The organism is Sphingobacterium sp. PCS056, from assembly GCF_023273895.1.
Taxonomy (GTDB): Bacteria; Bacteroidota; Bacteroidia; order Sphingobacteriales; family Sphingobacteriaceae; genus Sphingobacterium.
The window spans coordinates 248,372-264,472 of record NZ_CP096883.1 but is presented as its reverse complement, the minus strand read 5'-3'; the positions used below and the strand labels follow the sequence as shown (position 1 = coordinate 264,472).

Here is a 16,101-nt window from a genome sequence, read left to right as displayed (position 1 = left end):
ACAATAAAAATCAATTACATTATGAGCAAATTTACATTACGAGCTGTAATGACCTTTGGTCTTTTGATGATGCTTTGGGTGAATGCTTTTTCTCAAAACTCTTCACTTTCAGGTAAGGTGGTGGATAATAAAGGGGAAGTACTGCTTGGAGCAACTATTATCATCAAAGGAAGTCCAATTTCGACAGCAACAAATCAAAACGGGGAGTATAAGATTAGTCAAGTACCTTTAGGTAAGACGACTGTCACTGTCAACATGATTGGTTATAATTCCATGGATTTACCCATTCAGATTGTTAGCGGTGCAAATGTCTTGAATTTTACATTGAGTTCGAGCACAAGTGATTTAGAAGAAGTTGTTGTGATTGGTTACGGTGTGGCCAAGAAAAAACAAATTACAGGTTCTATCTCTAGTGTAGGTCCTAAAGAATTTAATACAGGTGTGGTCAGTTCTCCGGATCAGTTATTGGCCGGTAAAGTAGCAGGTTTAACAGTGAATAGATCGGGTGGAGATCCTACGGCAGCATCAACAATTCAACTGCGTGGCCCATCTTCATTGACTGCGAGTTCTGCTCCCTTGTATGTCATCGATGGAGTTGTAGGTGCTAATATTGAATTGGTAGCACCGGATGATATTGTATCGATGGATGTGATGAAGGATGCTTCTTCCACTGCAATTTATGGATCACGTGCCGCAAATGGCGTTATTTTCGTGACGACAAAACGTGGTAAGGCCGGTAAACCTGTTTTGGCTTATAGTGGATATGCTGCTATTGAACGTGTTGCAAATCGTGTGAATGTGCTAAGTGCTGCTGAGCATAAGCAATTTGTAGCAGACAATGGATTAACAGTCGCTGCTTCTGAGACGGGGTTTGATACCGATTGGCAGGATGAGATAACACGCACGGGAGTTTCTCATAATCACAATTTATCGCTAACAGGAGGTTCTGAAGGTACACGATACAATGCTTCTGTTAATTATTTTAATAATCAAGGTATTGTGAAAAGAAGCGATCTGGAAAGAGTGGTTGCTCGTGTTGGTATCGATCAAAATGCATTTGATGATCGCTTAAAACTAGCGCTTAATGTTGCTAATAGCATGAACAAATCTAACCATGTGGACTACGGCATTTTTAATGGAGCAGCTCGTTATCTACCAACTTCACCAGTACGTTCAGATGATGCCGCTTACGCCACTTATGAAGGGTATTTTCAGGTACCAGGAAGAACAAATTATTTCAATCCGGTAGCGATGTTGAACCAGCGTGATGAAGAACGAAATAACAACACTTTACTCGCCAGTTTGAAAGCTGACCTTACTATTTTCAAGGGATTGACCTGGACTAATGTCATCTCTTATCAGCAAAATCAATTTGATAAGAAATATTATATGCATCGGACTGACTTTGATTCGAAAGCATTGGGCAGGGGTTTTGCGGAGCGTTCAAATCTGAAAAATATCGATAAAATTTTCGAATCTTATGTTAATTACAATGTGACCAAGAATCTTCATTCTTTCGATGCGATGGCTGGTTATTCTTATCAGAAAACAAAAAATAATGATGGAGTTGTTGCTTCTTCTGTAGGATTTATGTCTGACGATCTAGGGGGTAACAATCTAAATTTAGGCACATTGCCAGATGGTTATAATCCTTATAGTACCTATCCATATATTTTGGAGTCTTTATTGATTTCAGTTTATGGTCGTGTGGGATACAATTATGATGAAAAATACTTATTAAGTGCTTCTGTACGCCGTGATGGTTCATCAAAATTTGGAAAGAATAATAGATGGGCGACATTTCCTTCGGTTTCTGGAGCTTGGAGAATTAGCAGAGAAAGCTTTATGCAAGACCAAGATTTATTCAGCGAATTAAAGTTACGTGCTGGGTACGGTATCTCGGGAAATCAGAATATAGATCCATATCGTCAGATTATTATTTTCGGTCCTCAAAATGGTCAATTTCTCTATAACGGTAATTGGATGAATGCTTATGGTGTGAACCAAAATGAAAATCCGGATTTAAAATGGGAAAGTACATCCATGTTTAATGCAGGATTGGATTTTGAACTCTGGAGAGGTCGTTTGGGTGGTAGCATTGAATATTACAATAAAGAAACGAAAGACTTATTGTATGAGTATGATGTACCATCGCCACCTTATCAGTTCAATCGTTTATTGGCTAATGGAGCAAGTATGAGCAATAAAGGTGTGGAGATCACTTTAAATGCGATGGTTTATCGCAATAGTAATTTTTCATACAATACAACAGTCAACTTTGCCCGTAATGTGAATAAGGTTGGATCATTATCTTCTAATATTGAAAATATTGGTGTATCAGAGCGTTATGAAGGAAGTATTGGTCTTGATGGCTGGACAGGTCAAACGGCAGCAATTGTTTTACCAGGTCAGGCTTTGGGAACATTTTATGTGGCTAATTACATCGGTTATGATGCAACTGCCAAGAAAACAATTTATCAAAAACCATCGGGTGAACTTGTAACACAAGATCAGATTTCGGCACCTGATGATTATATGGTGATGGGACACGCACTTCCTAAATTTACCTATGGTTGGAATAATAGTTTTCAATATAAAAACTGGGATTTGAACTTCTTCTTACGTGGTATGTATGGCAATCAAATTTTTAATGCTACACGTGCTGATCTAAGCCGTCTACAACAGGCTAATGTGACCAATATCTCTAAAGATGCAGTTGAAGAAGGCATATTTGAAACACCATTAATTGCTTCTAGCAGATTTATCGAAGATGGTTCATTCTTAAGATTAGATAACGCCACATTGGGTTATTCGTTTAATGTGAAGGAATCTAAATATTTTAAAAATGCACGATTGTATGTGTCAGGACAAAATCTGTTCACGATAACCAAATATTCGGGTGTAGATCCTGAGGTAAGTTTAAGTGGTTTAGCGCCTGGCGTTGATAATAGAAATTATTATCCAAAAACAAGATCGTTCTTGTTAGGTGTAAAATTAGCTTTTTAACTTTTAATCACAGTTAGTTATGAAAAAGAGATTCAATAAAATTAATTTATTCTTATTTGCCGGACTATTGGTAGCAGGACAATCTTGTACCAAATTTGACGATAAGATGTATTCAGCATATACAGAAGATACATTTCCTAAAACTCCAGAACAATTTATTGCTGTAACAGGTCCTGTATATACAAGCGCAAGAGGATATTTTGACAATTACTTTAGTCTGCAGACAGCGGGTTCGGACGAAGTGATTATCCCAACAAGGGGTGGGGATTGGTTTGACGGTGGTAAATGGCGTGATATGCACTATCACACTTGGTCAGCATCGCATGAAGTTGTTCAAAATAATTGGGATTGGGGTTTTAATGCTATTGGTACTTGTAATCGTGTACTCAGTATTTTGGAACAATCTCCAGAATCGAGTACAAAGGCACAGACTGTTTCTGAAATAAAAGCCATGCGTGCCTGGTATTATTTCTTGATGATGGATGCTTATGGAAATATTCCTTTAGTAACCAGTTTTGATACTGGTACAGAATTGCCAGCGACTAAACCTCGGGCAGAAGTTTACCAATTTATTGTACAGGACCTAGAAGAAAACTTGGCCAACTTGAGTGAAGAAAAGACGGAAGCTACTTATGGTCGACCGACCAAATGGTTTGCACATACCTTATTAGCAAAACTGTATTTAAATGCGCAGGTTTATAGTGGTACTGCTAATTGGAATAAGGTGGTGGAACATAGCAATGCTGTTATTAATTCTGGCAAGTATGCTTTGGAAAATGATTTTCTGACACAGTTTAAACCCGATAATGGAGCATCAAATCCTGAACCGATTTTTTCTATTCCTTATGATGCTTCTCGCGCGACAGGAAACACTTTATTTAACCGTGTACTACATTATGCTCATCGCCAAACCTTTGAGTTGAGTATAAATCCTTGGAATGGATGGAGTGCACAACCTGCATATTTTGATTTGTTTGATCAAGCTGATAATCGTAAAAAGCAATGGCTATATGGCCAACAATATAACTCTACTGGACAACCGTTGAATTATAATGGATTGAATGTGGTGTTAGATCCCTATGCGTATACCTTATTACCGGGTTCTGATTTTGATATTGGCGGAGCAGACGATGTAGGTAGATTGGCAGGAGCACGTTGTATCAAATATTATCCAGATAAGAACCAAATTAGTAATAATGCAGGCAATGATGTGGTGGTATTTCGTCTTGCAGATGTGCTGCTGATGAAAGCGGAAGCTGTTTTGAGAGGAGCTACAGCAGCAAGTGTTGCTCAAGCTGTCGATGCGGCCAATCAAGTTCGCAAACGTGCTTTCCCAGTTAATCCGGAGAAACATTTTACGGCTAGTACATTGACTTTGGATGCTATTTATAAAGAACGTGCCTTGGAGTTTACTTTTGAATTGACTAGAAGAACAGATATGATTCGGTTTGGAAGATGGGAAGATGCTCAGTTGTTTAAACCCGCTAATCCTGGCGAAACTTATAAACGACTGTTTCCTATTCCAGCAAGAGCAAGAGCCAATAATAATAAATTGGATCAAAATCCTGGTTATTAATTTTTAAATGAATAGAAATTATGAAAATGTCTACTATATTTCGATTGCTATTAGTTTTAGTTATGGGTACTTCTTCTCTTTTATACTCTTGTAAAAAAGTAGAACACGGTACTGATGTGCCAATCGTGTCGATCAATGAAAATACGGTTTCGACCATTCAAGTCGGTAAAAAGTTGAAAGTTGGTTTTATCGCTAATCAGGTTACGGATTTTACATTCTCGATTGTGCCGGTAGCGGCCGGTGAAGCTTTAATGACTGAAAATATTACTGTTGATCCGAACACCTTTATTGTTTCAAAAGAATTTGATATTCCCAATCAAGTATCTTGGATCGGTGATGCCCTATTGAAGATTTCATATACTTCGGAGGGTCAAGTCATCGAAAAAACAAAACCAATTACTTTTACAGAAAGTAATCCGCAAATGTTTGTTGTTGGGGGGTCTATTGCTTCAGGATGGGAGCCAACACTTTCGATTCCGATGACGCTATACGATAAGGACAGTAAATCAAAGTTTGAAGTCTATGAGTATGTCACTGTCGATGGTTCTGGATTCAAATTTTTACCGACTAATGTGGATTGGACAGATGCATTTGGAAAAGGAACATCTGATGGTACTTTATTACAAAGTGCTGATGCGGGTAATATTACGGTTGCATCGGATGATTTTTATAGAATCCGAATGGATGCCGAAGCTAAAACCTATGAATTGTTAAAATCAACATGGGGTGTTATTGGTAGTGCAACCCCAAATGGTTGGGATAGTGATACCGACATGAAGTTTGTGGGGAGTAAAGGCATCTATACATGGAAATTGACCGTAAACCTAACTGTCGGTGAATTGAAATTCCGAATGAATGATGATTGGATCATTAATATCGGTGGGGAACTCTCTTCTTTGCAACAAGATGGTGCCAATATAGCTATTGCTACAGCTGGCAAATATGATATTGAACTGTCACGAACAGCTTCGGGCTATTCAGCAAAAATTTCTAAAAACTAATACTATGGGGAGCATATGGCTCCCCATTTCTATAAACTTTTATTGAATGATGATACGTCTATTGTTAAGTAGTGTTTTTATACTACTTCAGCTTTCTTATGCCTTTGCTCAAGGTGATTTTTCTATTCAAAGAGTCGAACCTTTGCATTGGTGGGTCGGTATGAAATCTTCTGATTTACAGTTGATTATTTATGGTAAAAATATTGGAAAGAGCAAGGTTAAAATCCAGATGAAAGGCTTAACCTTGATCAAAACTAATCCAGTTGAAAATGCTAATTATTTATTTCTAGATCTGGTCGTTGAGTCTGGTGCTACTGCGGGTTTGTATCCGATTGAATTTTATGAAAATAATAAGTTAGTAGGACGATATGATTATGAGTTAAAAAATAGAGATGCTTCTATCGTGAAAGCTCAAGGTATCCAGGCGGAAGATCTGATTTACTTAATCATGCCGGATCGCTTTGCAAATGGGAACAAAGAAAATGATCAGGTAAAAGGTTTGCGGGAGATGCAAGTAAACCGTGATTCGATGTATGCCCGTCATGGCGGTGACATCGATGGTGTTATTCAGCATTTGGATTATTTGGCCGATCTAGGGGTTACTTCTGTTTGGTTGACACCTGTATTGACCAATGATATGCCTCAGGCTTCTTATCATGGATATGCTAATACCGAAAATTATCAGATTGATCCAAGATTGGGAACCAATGAGACCTATCGTAAACTTGGTGAGGAATTGCATAAACGTAAAATGAAACTGGTTCATGATGTCGTTCCGAATCATGTTGGACTTTACCACTGGACTGTAATCGACAAACCTTTTAAAGAATGGCTGCATGAGTGGCCAAGTTTTACACAAACCACTTATAAGGATCAGACTATTTTCGATCCCTATGCTGCTGTTGCAGATCGAGACCGAATGGAAAAAGGATGGTTTGTAGAGACTATGCCCGACATGAATCAAGAAAATGAATATGTTCAAAAGTACATTTTGCAGAGCCATATTTGGTGGATTGAATATGCGGGTATCGATGGGTTTCGAATAGACACCTATCCATACAATGATTTGGCTTTTATGGCAAAATGGACAACAGCTATTCAAAAGGAATATCCTCAGTTTTCATTCTTTGGTGAAACATGGGTACAATCCGTACCTAACCAAGCTTATTTTTTAGGTGGTCAGCGTGTTGGACAACCGATCGATACAAAACTTGATGGTGTCACTGATTTTCAAATGAATTATGCTATTGGAGAAGCTTTGAATAATGAAAAAGATGGTGCCAATAGATTGTACGCAACATTAGGTTCGGATTATCAATATCCTAATCCATTAGCTAATGTGATTTTCTTGGATAATCATGATAAGGATCGTTTTTTCTCTGTGGTTGGAGAGGACATAGAGAAATATAAATCTGCATTCTCTTGGTTGCTGACATCTCGTGGTATACCACAGATGTATTATGGTGCAGAAGTATTGATGAAGAATTTCAATAAGCCAGATGGATTGCTTCGGGAAGATTTTAAAGGTGGATTTGTGGGGGATACTGTTAATAAATTTAATGCTTCAGGCCGATCTGATGCAGAAAATGAACTGTTCGATCATATTAAAAAGTTAGCGAATTATCGTAAGAATAATGCCGTATTGCAGTATGGAGCTACTCAGCATTATGTACCTGAGCATAACGTATATGCGTATTTCAGGTCTAATGAAACTCAAGTTGTCTCCATTTTTATGAATTGCAATGATAAGGAAGTCAAGTTGCCTTTAGCTCGATTTAGAGAGAGTCTGAGAGGTGCAACACGAATGAACAATATCTTAAAAGGGGTAGAGCAAGATATACCACTAGAAATCACATTAAAACCTCATCAAACGGTCGTGTTTGAATTAAAAAAATAGAAAAATGAAAAGTGCATTGGATCTTTTGAAGCGTGTAAAAGGAGTAATTTTTGATCTCGACGGTGTTTTGGTTGATACTGCGGTATTCCATTTTCAAGCTTGGAAAAGGCTTGCCCATGAATTGGGATTTGACTTTACAGAGATTGAAAATGAACAATTAAAGGGCGTAAGTCGGATCGCTTCGCTGGAAAAAATTTTAAAATGGGCTGGCGTCGATGCTGCTGATCGTGAAAAATTAGACATGGCAGAACGTAAAAATCGGTGGTATTTGGAATTAGTTCGAGAGATGCGAGCAGATGAAGTTTTACCAGGATCAATGGAATTGCTGCATTGGTTAAAGCAAAATGATTATCGTATAGCATTAGGATCTGCGAGCAAGAATGCACCGCTTATCTTGGAGAAAACGGGTATGATTTCCTTTTTTGATGTTCTTGTAGATGGTAATAGTGTCAGTCTTTCTAAGCCACATCCAGAGGTGTTCTTAAAGGCTGCACGAGACCTACAATTGCTTCCTGGATCATGTCTGGTATTTGAAGATGCGCAGGCAGGTGTAGATGCTGCTAGGGCAGCAGGGATGGGTGTGATTGGCATCGGTTCCAATTTGAATGGAACAGATTTGTCCATCAACAGTTTGGAGAAAGTTTTAAATTAATTAGTTGATTTTGCAATGAAGAATTACATTGTCCACGATGAGTGGAATATCATAGAAGAGGGGTTTCACCCTGCGTATAATGAAGTCTCGGAAAGTTTATTTTCTATCGGAAATGGTAGAATGGGACAAAGAGCAAATTTTGAAGAAGATTATAGTGGCAAATCATTGTCTGGATCATATTTAGCAGGAGTTTACTATCCTGACAAAACTCGTGTAGGCTGGTGGAAAAATGGTTATCCCGAATATTTTGCAAAGGTTATTAACTCCATTAACTGGATCGGTCTTCATATCCACGTGAATGGCGAGATCTTGGATCTTGCAACATGTAAAGTACAGCGTTTTCAACGGAAGTTAGACATGAAGCACGGATTGTTAATGCGATCTTTTGATGTCAAACTTCAAAATGGTGTGGAGATTCGTGTGAAAAGTACAAGGATATTTCATCTATTTCAATCCGAAACCGCTTCTTTAAAATATACCATTCAAGTGTTGAATGGGGAGGCTTCTTTACAGGTAGCGTCTTATTTGGAAGGAGATGTTGTCAATAGGGACAGTAACTATGATGAGCATTTTTGGAATTTCATTTCAAGTGGTGCATTAGATTCTCAGTTAAATGTGACTATGAAAACAAAGAAGACCGATTTCATAGTACGGGCTGATTTGGTCAATAGCTTTATCTTAAATACTGAAACCCTAGCGCCCAAACAATCAACAGATGGGGCATATGTTTCTGAAACTATAGCAATTTCGTTAACACCTGAAGATGTATTTTCCATCGAAAAACGTGTTTCAATGGTTACTTCTCAAAATCATAATGAAGCTGAATTGGTCGCCGCTGGACGAGCAAATATAGAACAGGTTTCTGCTTTATCATTTGATGAGCTGAAAACTAAACAAGCTTTAGCTTGGGGAAATTTCTGGAATGAAAGTGATATTGAAATCACTGCAGATGTTGCCTCACAGCAAGCGATCCGATTTAATATCTTTCAATTATATCAAACGTATACCGGCGAAGACTCTAGACTTAATATTGGTCCAAAAGGATTTACCGGAGAAAAATATGGCGGTGTGACGTATTGGGATACGGAGGCTTACTGTGTTCCTTTTTATCTTGCCACGCAGCCTGCTGATGTCGCTCGCAATTTATTACTTTATCGCTATCAACATCTGGATAAAGCCATTGAGAATGCAGAGAAACTTGGTTTTTCAAATGGCGCTGCTTTATATCCTATGGTCACGATGAATGGAGAAGAGTGTCATAATGAATGGGAGATTACTTTTGAAGAGATCCACCGTAATGGCGCAATTGCTTTTGCCATCTATAATTATCAGCGCTATACGGGTGATCGGTCATATGTTGAAAATTATGGTCTTGAAGTATTGATTGCGATCAGTCGTTTTTGGGCACAGCGTGTGAATTGGAGTGCTGAAAAGGAGAAATATGTCATATTGGGAGTCACTGGTCCTAATGAATATGAAAATAATGTCAATAACAACTGGTATACTAATACAGTTGCGGGCTGGTGTTTGAAGTATACGCTGGAATCGATAGAAACCTTAAAAGAGAGTGATCCTAGTAAACAAATAACCTTGTTTGAAAAAGTGAATTTCAAGGAAGAAGAATCCGTTTCATGGCAACATATCATCGATCATTTATATTATCCGATAGATAGCGAGCAGGGCATATTTTTACAACAGGACGGTTATCTGGATAAAGAACAGGTATTGGTTTCCGATCTACCGGACAAGGAGCGACCTATTAATCAAAAGTGGAGTTGGGATCGTATTTTAAGATCATGTTTTATAAAACAAGCAGATGTACTTCAGGGTTTATACTTTTTTGAAGATCAATACGATCTGGATACGATAAGAAGAAATTATGATTTTTATGAACCCAGAACGGTTCATGAAAGTTCTTTGTCGCCCTGTGTTCATGCTATTTTAGCATCAAAACTTGGTAATGAAGCTAAGGCATACGAGTTTTATCTCAGGACTGCTCGGTTAGATCTAGATGACTATAACAACGATACCGAAGATGGTTTACATATTACATCTATGGCCGGAACCTGGATGTCTATTGTAGAAGGTTTTGCGGGCATGCGTGTGAAAAACAATACATTAAGTTTTCAAACTTTCATTCCTAAAACATGGGATAGCTATGCATTTCATGTACAGTTTAGGGGAGTTAAATTATTTGTAAGAATAAAACATCATGATTTTGAACTGATAAATAAGTCTAATCAAGAAATTAATATTATTTTTAACGGAGAGGAAATCTCTGTTAAGCCACGTGCATAACCACCTAAGTAATAAAATTATGATTTCAAAACTGCATAAGCCAAAACTGTCAACCGTTCAGATTATCAATATGAGCATAGGCTTTTTGGGTATCCAAACAGGATTTGCTCTTCAAAACGGCAATGCATCGCGCATTCTCCAAACTTTTGGAGCTGATGTCGAGCATTTATCGCTTTTTTGGTTAGCAGCTCCCATTACCGGTATGATTGTACAACCAATTATAGGTTATTACAGTGATCGTACTTGGAATAAAATTGGGCGTCGTAAGCCATATTTTTTGATTGGCGCCATTTTAACAGCGATAGCACTGATATTAATGCCCAATGCTGCATTATTTACGGCTATTTTGCCACCTTTATTAATAGGTGCTGGTATGCTAACGATTATGGATGCATCGATCAATGTCACGATGGAGCCATTTCGGGCTTTGGTCGCGGACAATTTGCCGAGTTCACAACGTAGCCTAGGCTTTTCTATTCAGACTTTTATTATCGGCTCTGGAGCAGTTATTGGTTCTTGGTTACCTTATGTGCTCACCCATTACTTGGGAGTTGATGGTACAGCAGCAGAGGGAGTAATTCCTCCAAATGTGATATATTCTTTTTATTGCGGAGCAGGCATATTGTTGTTATCCATCTTGTGGACTGTTTTATCTACAAAAGAATATAGTCCCGAACAATTGGCTTCTTTTGAGGATACGGCACTTGAAGTAGAGACGATTGCCAAACATCGGTCAGGATTATTTACCATTGTTGATGATTTTAGGACCATGCCAAAAACAATGAAACAATTGGGCTTGGTGCAGTTCTTTTCCTGGTTTGCACTTTTTATGATGTGGGTATATACTACGCCAGCTATAGCAGAACATATCTTTTATCTAAAAGATGGTGATAAATCTAAACTCTATATGGATGCTGCCAATTGGGTAGGCGTATTGTTTGGGATCTATAACGCTGTTTCAGCAATTTATGCTTTGTTTTTAGCCAAAATAGCAGCTAAGTTCGGGCGTAAACAGACTCATGCTTTTTCATTGATAATGGGAGGTCTTGGATTGATCTCGATATTTATCATTAAGGACCCCAATCTACTGATTATCCCTATGATTGGCATTGGTCTAGCATGGGGAAGTATTTTAGCGATGCCTTATGCTATTTTAAGTGATAGTTTGCCCGCTAAAAAAATGGGGGTTTATATGGGTATTTTTAACTTTTTTATCACCTTTCCTCAAATCGTATGTGGTTTTTTTGGAGGATATATGATTAAAATTTTCTTTGATAGCAATTCTGTTTATGGTATTTTATTAGCGGGCGTTTTTATGTTGTTGGGCGCCTTAGCTGTGCTGCGGATCAAGGACAAAATTTAAGATAAACAGCGCTTGATCAAGGAGCTTCTCTATGGGAAGCTTCTTTTGTTTGTTCAAAGTGAAAGATATTTTTTAATTTAGAGATTATCTGTTAAAAAATTCGATTTTATGTATAGCATTCAAATTACTTCTATTCTATTTTTTCTTTCCTTTATCTTTTCATCTTCATCATATGCGCAAAGCCAAGATCAAGCTTTAGATGATGGGGTTATACGAATATTAGCTATTGGAAATAGTTTTTCTGAAGATGCTATTGAAAACAATCTATATGAATTGGCAAATGCGCGTGGGAAAAAAATCGTGATTGGAAATCTCTATATTGGAGGCGCTCCCTTGGATTTGCATGTTAAAAATGCAATTGGAGATAGCAGCGCCTACAGTTACCGCAAGATAAATGAGTCCGGTGAAAAAAAGGTGCTGGAAAAGATAAAAATATCGACAGCTCTTACCGATGAGCCATGGGATTATATCAGTTTTCAGCAAGCGAGCCCACTATCGGGTAAGTATGATACTTATGCGAAAGATCTACCTCTTCTATACGCATATGTCACGCAACATGTAAAATACCCCGACACCAAGTATATTTTGCATCAAACATGGGCTTATCAGCATGACTCTGATCACAGCGGTTTTAGTTTATATGGACGTGACCAAACTGCGATGTATCATGCTATCGTATCTACATCTGAAAAAGTATACAGTTGGGGCAATTTTTCCATTTTAGTACCTGTTGGTACGGCCATACAAAATGCAAGAACTTCTTATATAGGCGATCATTTTACAAGGGACGGATACCATCTTAATTTGAATTATGGTCGGTTTATAGCAGCATGCGTATGGTATGAATCTTTATTTCATGAAAATGTACAAACCAACGCTTACGTACCTTTATCAATAAGTTATGTAGAAAGTAAAATTGCAAAGGAAGCGGCACATTTAGCGGTTAAAAGCCCTTACCGTGTAACTACTTTATCTCGTTATAGTATTTGGAGTTATTGATCATATTTTTCCGATGAAATGTCGATGTTTATCCGTTACGTATCAGTATATGGTGTGTAGCATTTTATTTTTGTTGATTAAACCTGAGCTCGTTTTTTCACAGGGTTATCCACATATTGTCAATTATCGGGTATATTTTGCAAACGTATCGTACCAAGGACGACCATACATAGGTATTAGGACTTTTCGTAATCAAAATCTTGATTATATTTTAACCGTTGATCCCAATACTTTGGAGACGTGTGTGATAAAAAGTGCAGATTGCAACAGTACTGAGGTAAGTCATATTCAAAATATTGCTCATTTTTCTGGATCTACCTATGCTAAGAGCTTTCAACATGTTCGTGATCATGAATATGCCCTTCAAGATGCTGGCATTGACTATGCCTTTCCAAAGGAGAGGGGGATCAATCTGACCATCGATTTATGCCCATCACATAAACCATTGGACAAAGTAGTTTTTGAATCTTTATTTTCAGCTTTTAGAGGTATAGAAAGTTCACTTCCTATTGCTATTTCATTGTCTGGAAAATGGATTTTAAATCACGAAGCCGACCTGCAATGGCTGATCAATCTCAAAAATAAAGGACTGTTAACAATTACATGGATTAATCATACCTATAACCATCGGGTAAATAAAGATCCTCTTGATCATAATTTTTTACTGGCTGCAGGAACTCATGTTAATGCCGAAATTCTAGACAACGAAATGCTCATGCTTAAAAAGGGCATTGTTCCTTCCGTTTTCTTTAGATTTCCTGGTCTTGTCTCCAGTCATGAAATTATGGAGGAAGTATTGGGTTTTGGATTGATACCGATTGGCTCAGATGCATGGCTAGCAAAAGGGCAGCATGCTCAGGATGGGAGTATTGTACTGATTCACGCCAATGGTAATGAAGAAGTAGGAGTCCAGGATTTTATTCAGTTGTTAAATAGTGAACAAAAAAACATTAGAAATAAGCGTTGGATTTTACATGACCTTCATGAGGGAATAGAATATTAATTTCAACCCATAGCAGTAAAGCATTTTTATAAAAAAAGATTATGAATGTTAAGAAAAGTTTTTTAATTGAGTTAGAAAGAGAAACGAATAATACAGGCCGTATTTTAGATCGGATAACTGATGATCACCTTGATTGGCGTCCCCATGAGAAGTCGATGAGCGTAAGAGAATTGTCCGCTCACATCGTTGAGCTGCACAGTTGGATTTCTAAAGCCATTCCTAAGGATGTCTTTGACTTAAAAACAGATTTTCAGCCATTGAAAATTGATTCCGTATCAGAACTTAAAGTTATCTTGACCAAGGGATTAATTGATAATAAGGAAACAATAGCGCAATTACCGGATGATGATTGGTTAAAAGAATGGGTTTTAAAAGCTGGAGATTGGGAGATCGCCCGATTGCCTAAAGGAGGAGCGATACGCCACATCATTACCAATCATATTATACATCATAGGGGGCAGTTGACTGTTTATTTGAGGTTGCTGAATATTCCTGTACCAGGATTGTATGGTCCATCGGCAGATGAGTAAATTAATTTTAAACCGAAGTCAAAAGCTTCGGTTTTTTTATGTTCCTTCGTAAAAGGAATACATTTCCAATATCTGTTAACAACACCAATTATTTTTTTAAAAAAAAGTATGTAATACTTCGATACCCTTGCGTGTCTTCTATATAAAAGCGATTAAAATTTATGAACCAGGAAACCTTTAAAACGACAGTCTTCATCCATAAGGATCGGTTATTTCGTTTTGCAAATAGGTTTTTACTTGATCAAGATGATGCCTTTGATTTGGTTCAGGAAGTATTGCTAAAATTGTGGGAAGCGAGAACTGAACTTTTAAAAGTAGCGAATATAGAGGCGTATGCTATGCGAATGACAAAAAACTTAGCATTGAATCGCTTGAATCGTGAAGGAGTAAAAACAAAATATATGGCTCAGCTGGATCAGGATATTCAAAAAGAAAGCTATCCGTCATTGACCAGGGAGCTGATCTTAAAGTTAATCGATCGTCTACCAGAAAAGCAGCGGTTGGTTATGTATCTGAGAGATATCGAGGAGTATGAAATTGCTGATATTGTAAATTTAGTTGGGATCGATGAAAATGCAGTCCGTGTAAATTTGTCCCGTGCTCGAAATGTAGTAAAAGTCAATTTGACAAAAGTATTTGATTATGAAGAAAGAAGAATTAAAGCAATTAGAAGCTAAATATTTAGCCGGCGAGACCACTCTTGCAGAAGAAAGGTTGCTGAAGGAGCATAGTGAGGATGGATATTTTTCGCTATTGGCTGAAAAAAATACAGATGAGATGTTAATGGATTTTGATTCTTTTTTAGCTCGTACTGATGAAGCTCCGAAAACAGTTCATAGGCTACCTCAACGAAAGATCTGGACGATGTTCTCTTCAATAGCAGCTGCAATTTTGCTGATTTGTTTGGGGATTTGGTATTTGCCTAGTCAACAAGTCGTGTCGCCTATTGAGCAGACTGCAAATCTGAATAAGCCGTTGAAAAAGGCGTCCGAGCCAGATCGCATTAAAGTAGATTCATTGGTAGAGAATAGACAAAACTCCGAAAAAATGGTGACTCAGACAGCAGCAGTAAGGCATAGGGTCGTCAAACATCGATCATCCATATTGGAAGTAGCTGTTGATACCGCTGCAAATCAAGTTGCTGAAGAGGAGTTTTATGTTGAAGTAAATGGTGTTAAGATTACAAATGAGGAAGAGGCATTAAAAATTACAGAAAATGCCTTACTATTTGCTTCCTCAAATTTAAAAAAGGGAATGAAAGAAGTCGAAAATATAAAATGTTTAAGTATTGAATTATAGAAATTATGAAAACGATATTATTAGTAATTGCACTGTTGTGCTCGAGTTTAGCACACGCTCAACTATCAAAATTGGATGAGATTTTTGAGCAGTATAAAGAAGGAAAGGGTGTAACTTCTATCAAAATTGGAAAACCCATGTTCAGTATGCTCAATAAAATGAAGCTGTCCGATAATGAGGTTAATAGCATCAAGCCGCTGCTTTCTAAAATTAACAGCATTAAGATGCTGATCTTAGAAGAAGCCGATCTAGGACTGCAATCTGATGTTTCAAAAGCCATTAATAAGTTGAAATATGAAGAGTTGATCACGATCAATTCTGAGGGTAATAAAATTAAGTTTTTGGCAGAGGATACAGCCACAGATGTAATAAAAAATCTATTGCTCAGTATACAGTCCGATGGCAGTACCATTTTTATGATTCTCGATGGTAAGGTCAGTTATGATGATGTGAATAAATTGGTTAACAATAAATAAC

At 37.5% G+C, this 16,101-nt stretch carries 13 protein-coding genes; all 13 read left to right on the top strand.

Annotated features, from left to right (window positions below; all coding sequences use genetic code 11):
- The first annotated feature begins 21 nt into the window (after window positions 1-21).
- The 13 genes from MUB18_RS01065 to MUB18_RS01005 all read left to right on the top strand — a co-directional run bounded on the left by MUB18_RS01065 (window position 22) and on the right by MUB18_RS01005 (window position 16,100).
- On the top strand, window positions 22-3,006 hold the full coding sequence (locus tag MUB18_RS01065; protein ID WP_248754742.1) for a SusC/RagA family TonB-linked outer membrane protein: 2,985 nt from the start codon (window positions 22-24) through the stop codon (window positions 3,004-3,006).
- A gap of 19 nt (window positions 3,007-3,025) precedes the next feature.
- Window positions 3,026-4,582 (top strand): RagB/SusD family nutrient uptake outer membrane protein, encoded by a 1,557-nt coding sequence (locus MUB18_RS01060; RefSeq protein ID WP_045753315.1) that lies wholly within the window; start codon window positions 3,026-3,028, stop codon window positions 4,580-4,582.
- A gap of 26 nt (window positions 4,583-4,608) precedes the next feature.
- A complete protein-coding gene (locus tag MUB18_RS01055; protein WP_248754741.1) occupies window positions 4,609-5,583 on the top strand; it encodes a SusF/SusE family outer membrane protein in 975 nt (324 codons plus the stop codon).
- Window positions 5,584-5,629: 46 nt separating this feature from the next.
- Complete coding sequence (locus tag MUB18_RS01050; RefSeq protein WP_248754740.1) at window positions 5,630-7,480, top strand: glycoside hydrolase family 13 protein; 1,851 nt, start codon at window positions 5,630-5,632, stop codon at window positions 7,478-7,480.
- Window positions 7,481-7,484: 4 nt separating this feature from the next.
- Window positions 7,485-8,132, top strand: coding sequence for a beta-phosphoglucomutase (gene pgmB, locus MUB18_RS01045; RefSeq protein WP_045753316.1), 648 nt, complete (start codon window positions 7,485-7,487; stop codon window positions 8,130-8,132).
- A 15-nt stretch (window positions 8,133-8,147) separates the two neighbouring features.
- Window positions 8,148-10,430 carry a family 65 glycosyl hydrolase domain-containing protein gene (locus MUB18_RS01040; RefSeq protein ID WP_248754739.1) on the top strand — a complete coding sequence of 761 codons (2,283 nt, stop codon included), beginning with the start codon at window positions 8,148-8,150 and terminating at the stop codon, window positions 10,428-10,430.
- A gap of 19 nt (window positions 10,431-10,449) precedes the next feature.
- Window positions 10,450-11,793 carry an MFS transporter gene (locus MUB18_RS01035; protein WP_248754738.1) on the top strand — a complete coding sequence of 448 codons (1,344 nt, stop codon included), beginning with the start codon at window positions 10,450-10,452 and terminating at the stop codon, window positions 11,791-11,793.
- A 108-nt stretch (window positions 11,794-11,901) separates the two neighbouring features.
- Window positions 11,902-12,792, top strand: coding sequence for a DUF4886 domain-containing protein (locus tag MUB18_RS01030; protein ID WP_052627528.1), 891 nt, complete (start codon window positions 11,902-11,904; stop codon window positions 12,790-12,792).
- A gap of 70 nt (window positions 12,793-12,862) precedes the next feature.
- Window positions 12,863-13,795: a polysaccharide deacetylase family protein gene (locus MUB18_RS01025; protein WP_248754737.1), complete on the top strand. Its 933-nt coding sequence runs from the start codon at window positions 12,863-12,865 to the stop codon at window positions 13,793-13,795.
- Between the two features lie 41 nt (window positions 13,796-13,836).
- The gene (locus MUB18_RS01020) at window positions 13,837-14,325 is read left to right on the top strand and encodes a DinB family protein (protein ID WP_248754736.1); all 489 of its coding nucleotides are present in this window, start codon (window positions 13,837-13,839) and stop codon (window positions 14,323-14,325) included.
- 161 nt (window positions 14,326-14,486) lie between these two features.
- A complete protein-coding gene (locus tag MUB18_RS01015; protein WP_045753321.1) occupies window positions 14,487-15,002 on the top strand; it encodes an RNA polymerase sigma factor in 516 nt (171 codons plus the stop codon).
- Window positions 14,968-15,624, top strand: coding sequence for a hypothetical protein (locus tag MUB18_RS01010; protein WP_248754735.1), 657 nt, complete (start codon window positions 14,968-14,970; stop codon window positions 15,622-15,624). The genes MUB18_RS01015 and MUB18_RS01010 overlap by 35 nt, the downstream gene beginning before the upstream one ends.
- A 5-nt stretch (window positions 15,625-15,629) precedes the next feature.
- A complete protein-coding gene (locus MUB18_RS01005; RefSeq protein WP_045753323.1) occupies window positions 15,630-16,100 on the top strand; it encodes a DUF4252 domain-containing protein in 471 nt (156 codons plus the stop codon).
- Window position 16,101: the final 1 nt, after the last annotated feature.

Excerpts from the sequence above, each read along its gene's own strand:
- MUB18_RS01065 (WP_248754742.1), top strand. The coding sequence starts at position 22 with ATGAGCAAATTTACATTACGAGCTGTAATGACCTTTGGTCTTTTGATG.
- MUB18_RS01060 (WP_045753315.1), top strand. The coding sequence starts at position 3,026 with ATGAAAAAGAGATTCAATAAAATTAATTTATTCTTATTTGCCGGACTA.
- MUB18_RS01055 (WP_248754741.1), top strand. The coding sequence starts at position 4,609 with ATGTCTACTATATTTCGATTGCTATTAGTTTTAGTTATGGGTACTTCT.
- MUB18_RS01050 (WP_248754740.1), top strand. The coding sequence starts at position 5,630 with ATGATGATACGTCTATTGTTAAGTAGTGTTTTTATACTACTTCAGCTT.
- pgmB (WP_045753316.1), top strand. The coding sequence starts at position 7,485 with ATGAAAAGTGCATTGGATCTTTTGAAGCGTGTAAAAGGAGTAATTTTT.
- MUB18_RS01040 (WP_248754739.1), top strand. The coding sequence starts at position 8,148 with ATGAAGAATTACATTGTCCACGATGAGTGGAATATCATAGAAGAGGGG.
- MUB18_RS01035 (WP_248754738.1), top strand. The coding sequence starts at position 10,450 with ATGATTTCAAAACTGCATAAGCCAAAACTGTCAACCGTTCAGATTATC.
- MUB18_RS01030 (WP_052627528.1), top strand. The coding sequence starts at position 11,902 with ATGTATAGCATTCAAATTACTTCTATTCTATTTTTTCTTTCCTTTATC.
- MUB18_RS01020 (WP_248754736.1), top strand. The coding sequence starts at position 13,837 with ATGAATGTTAAGAAAAGTTTTTTAATTGAGTTAGAAAGAGAAACGAAT.
- MUB18_RS01015 (WP_045753321.1), top strand. The coding sequence starts at position 14,487 with ATGAACCAGGAAACCTTTAAAACGACAGTCTTCATCCATAAGGATCGG.
- MUB18_RS01010 (WP_248754735.1), top strand. The coding sequence starts at position 14,968 with ATGAAGAAAGAAGAATTAAAGCAATTAGAAGCTAAATATTTAGCCGGC.
- MUB18_RS01005 (WP_045753323.1), top strand. The coding sequence starts at position 15,630 with ATGAAAACGATATTATTAGTAATTGCACTGTTGTGCTCGAGTTTAGCA.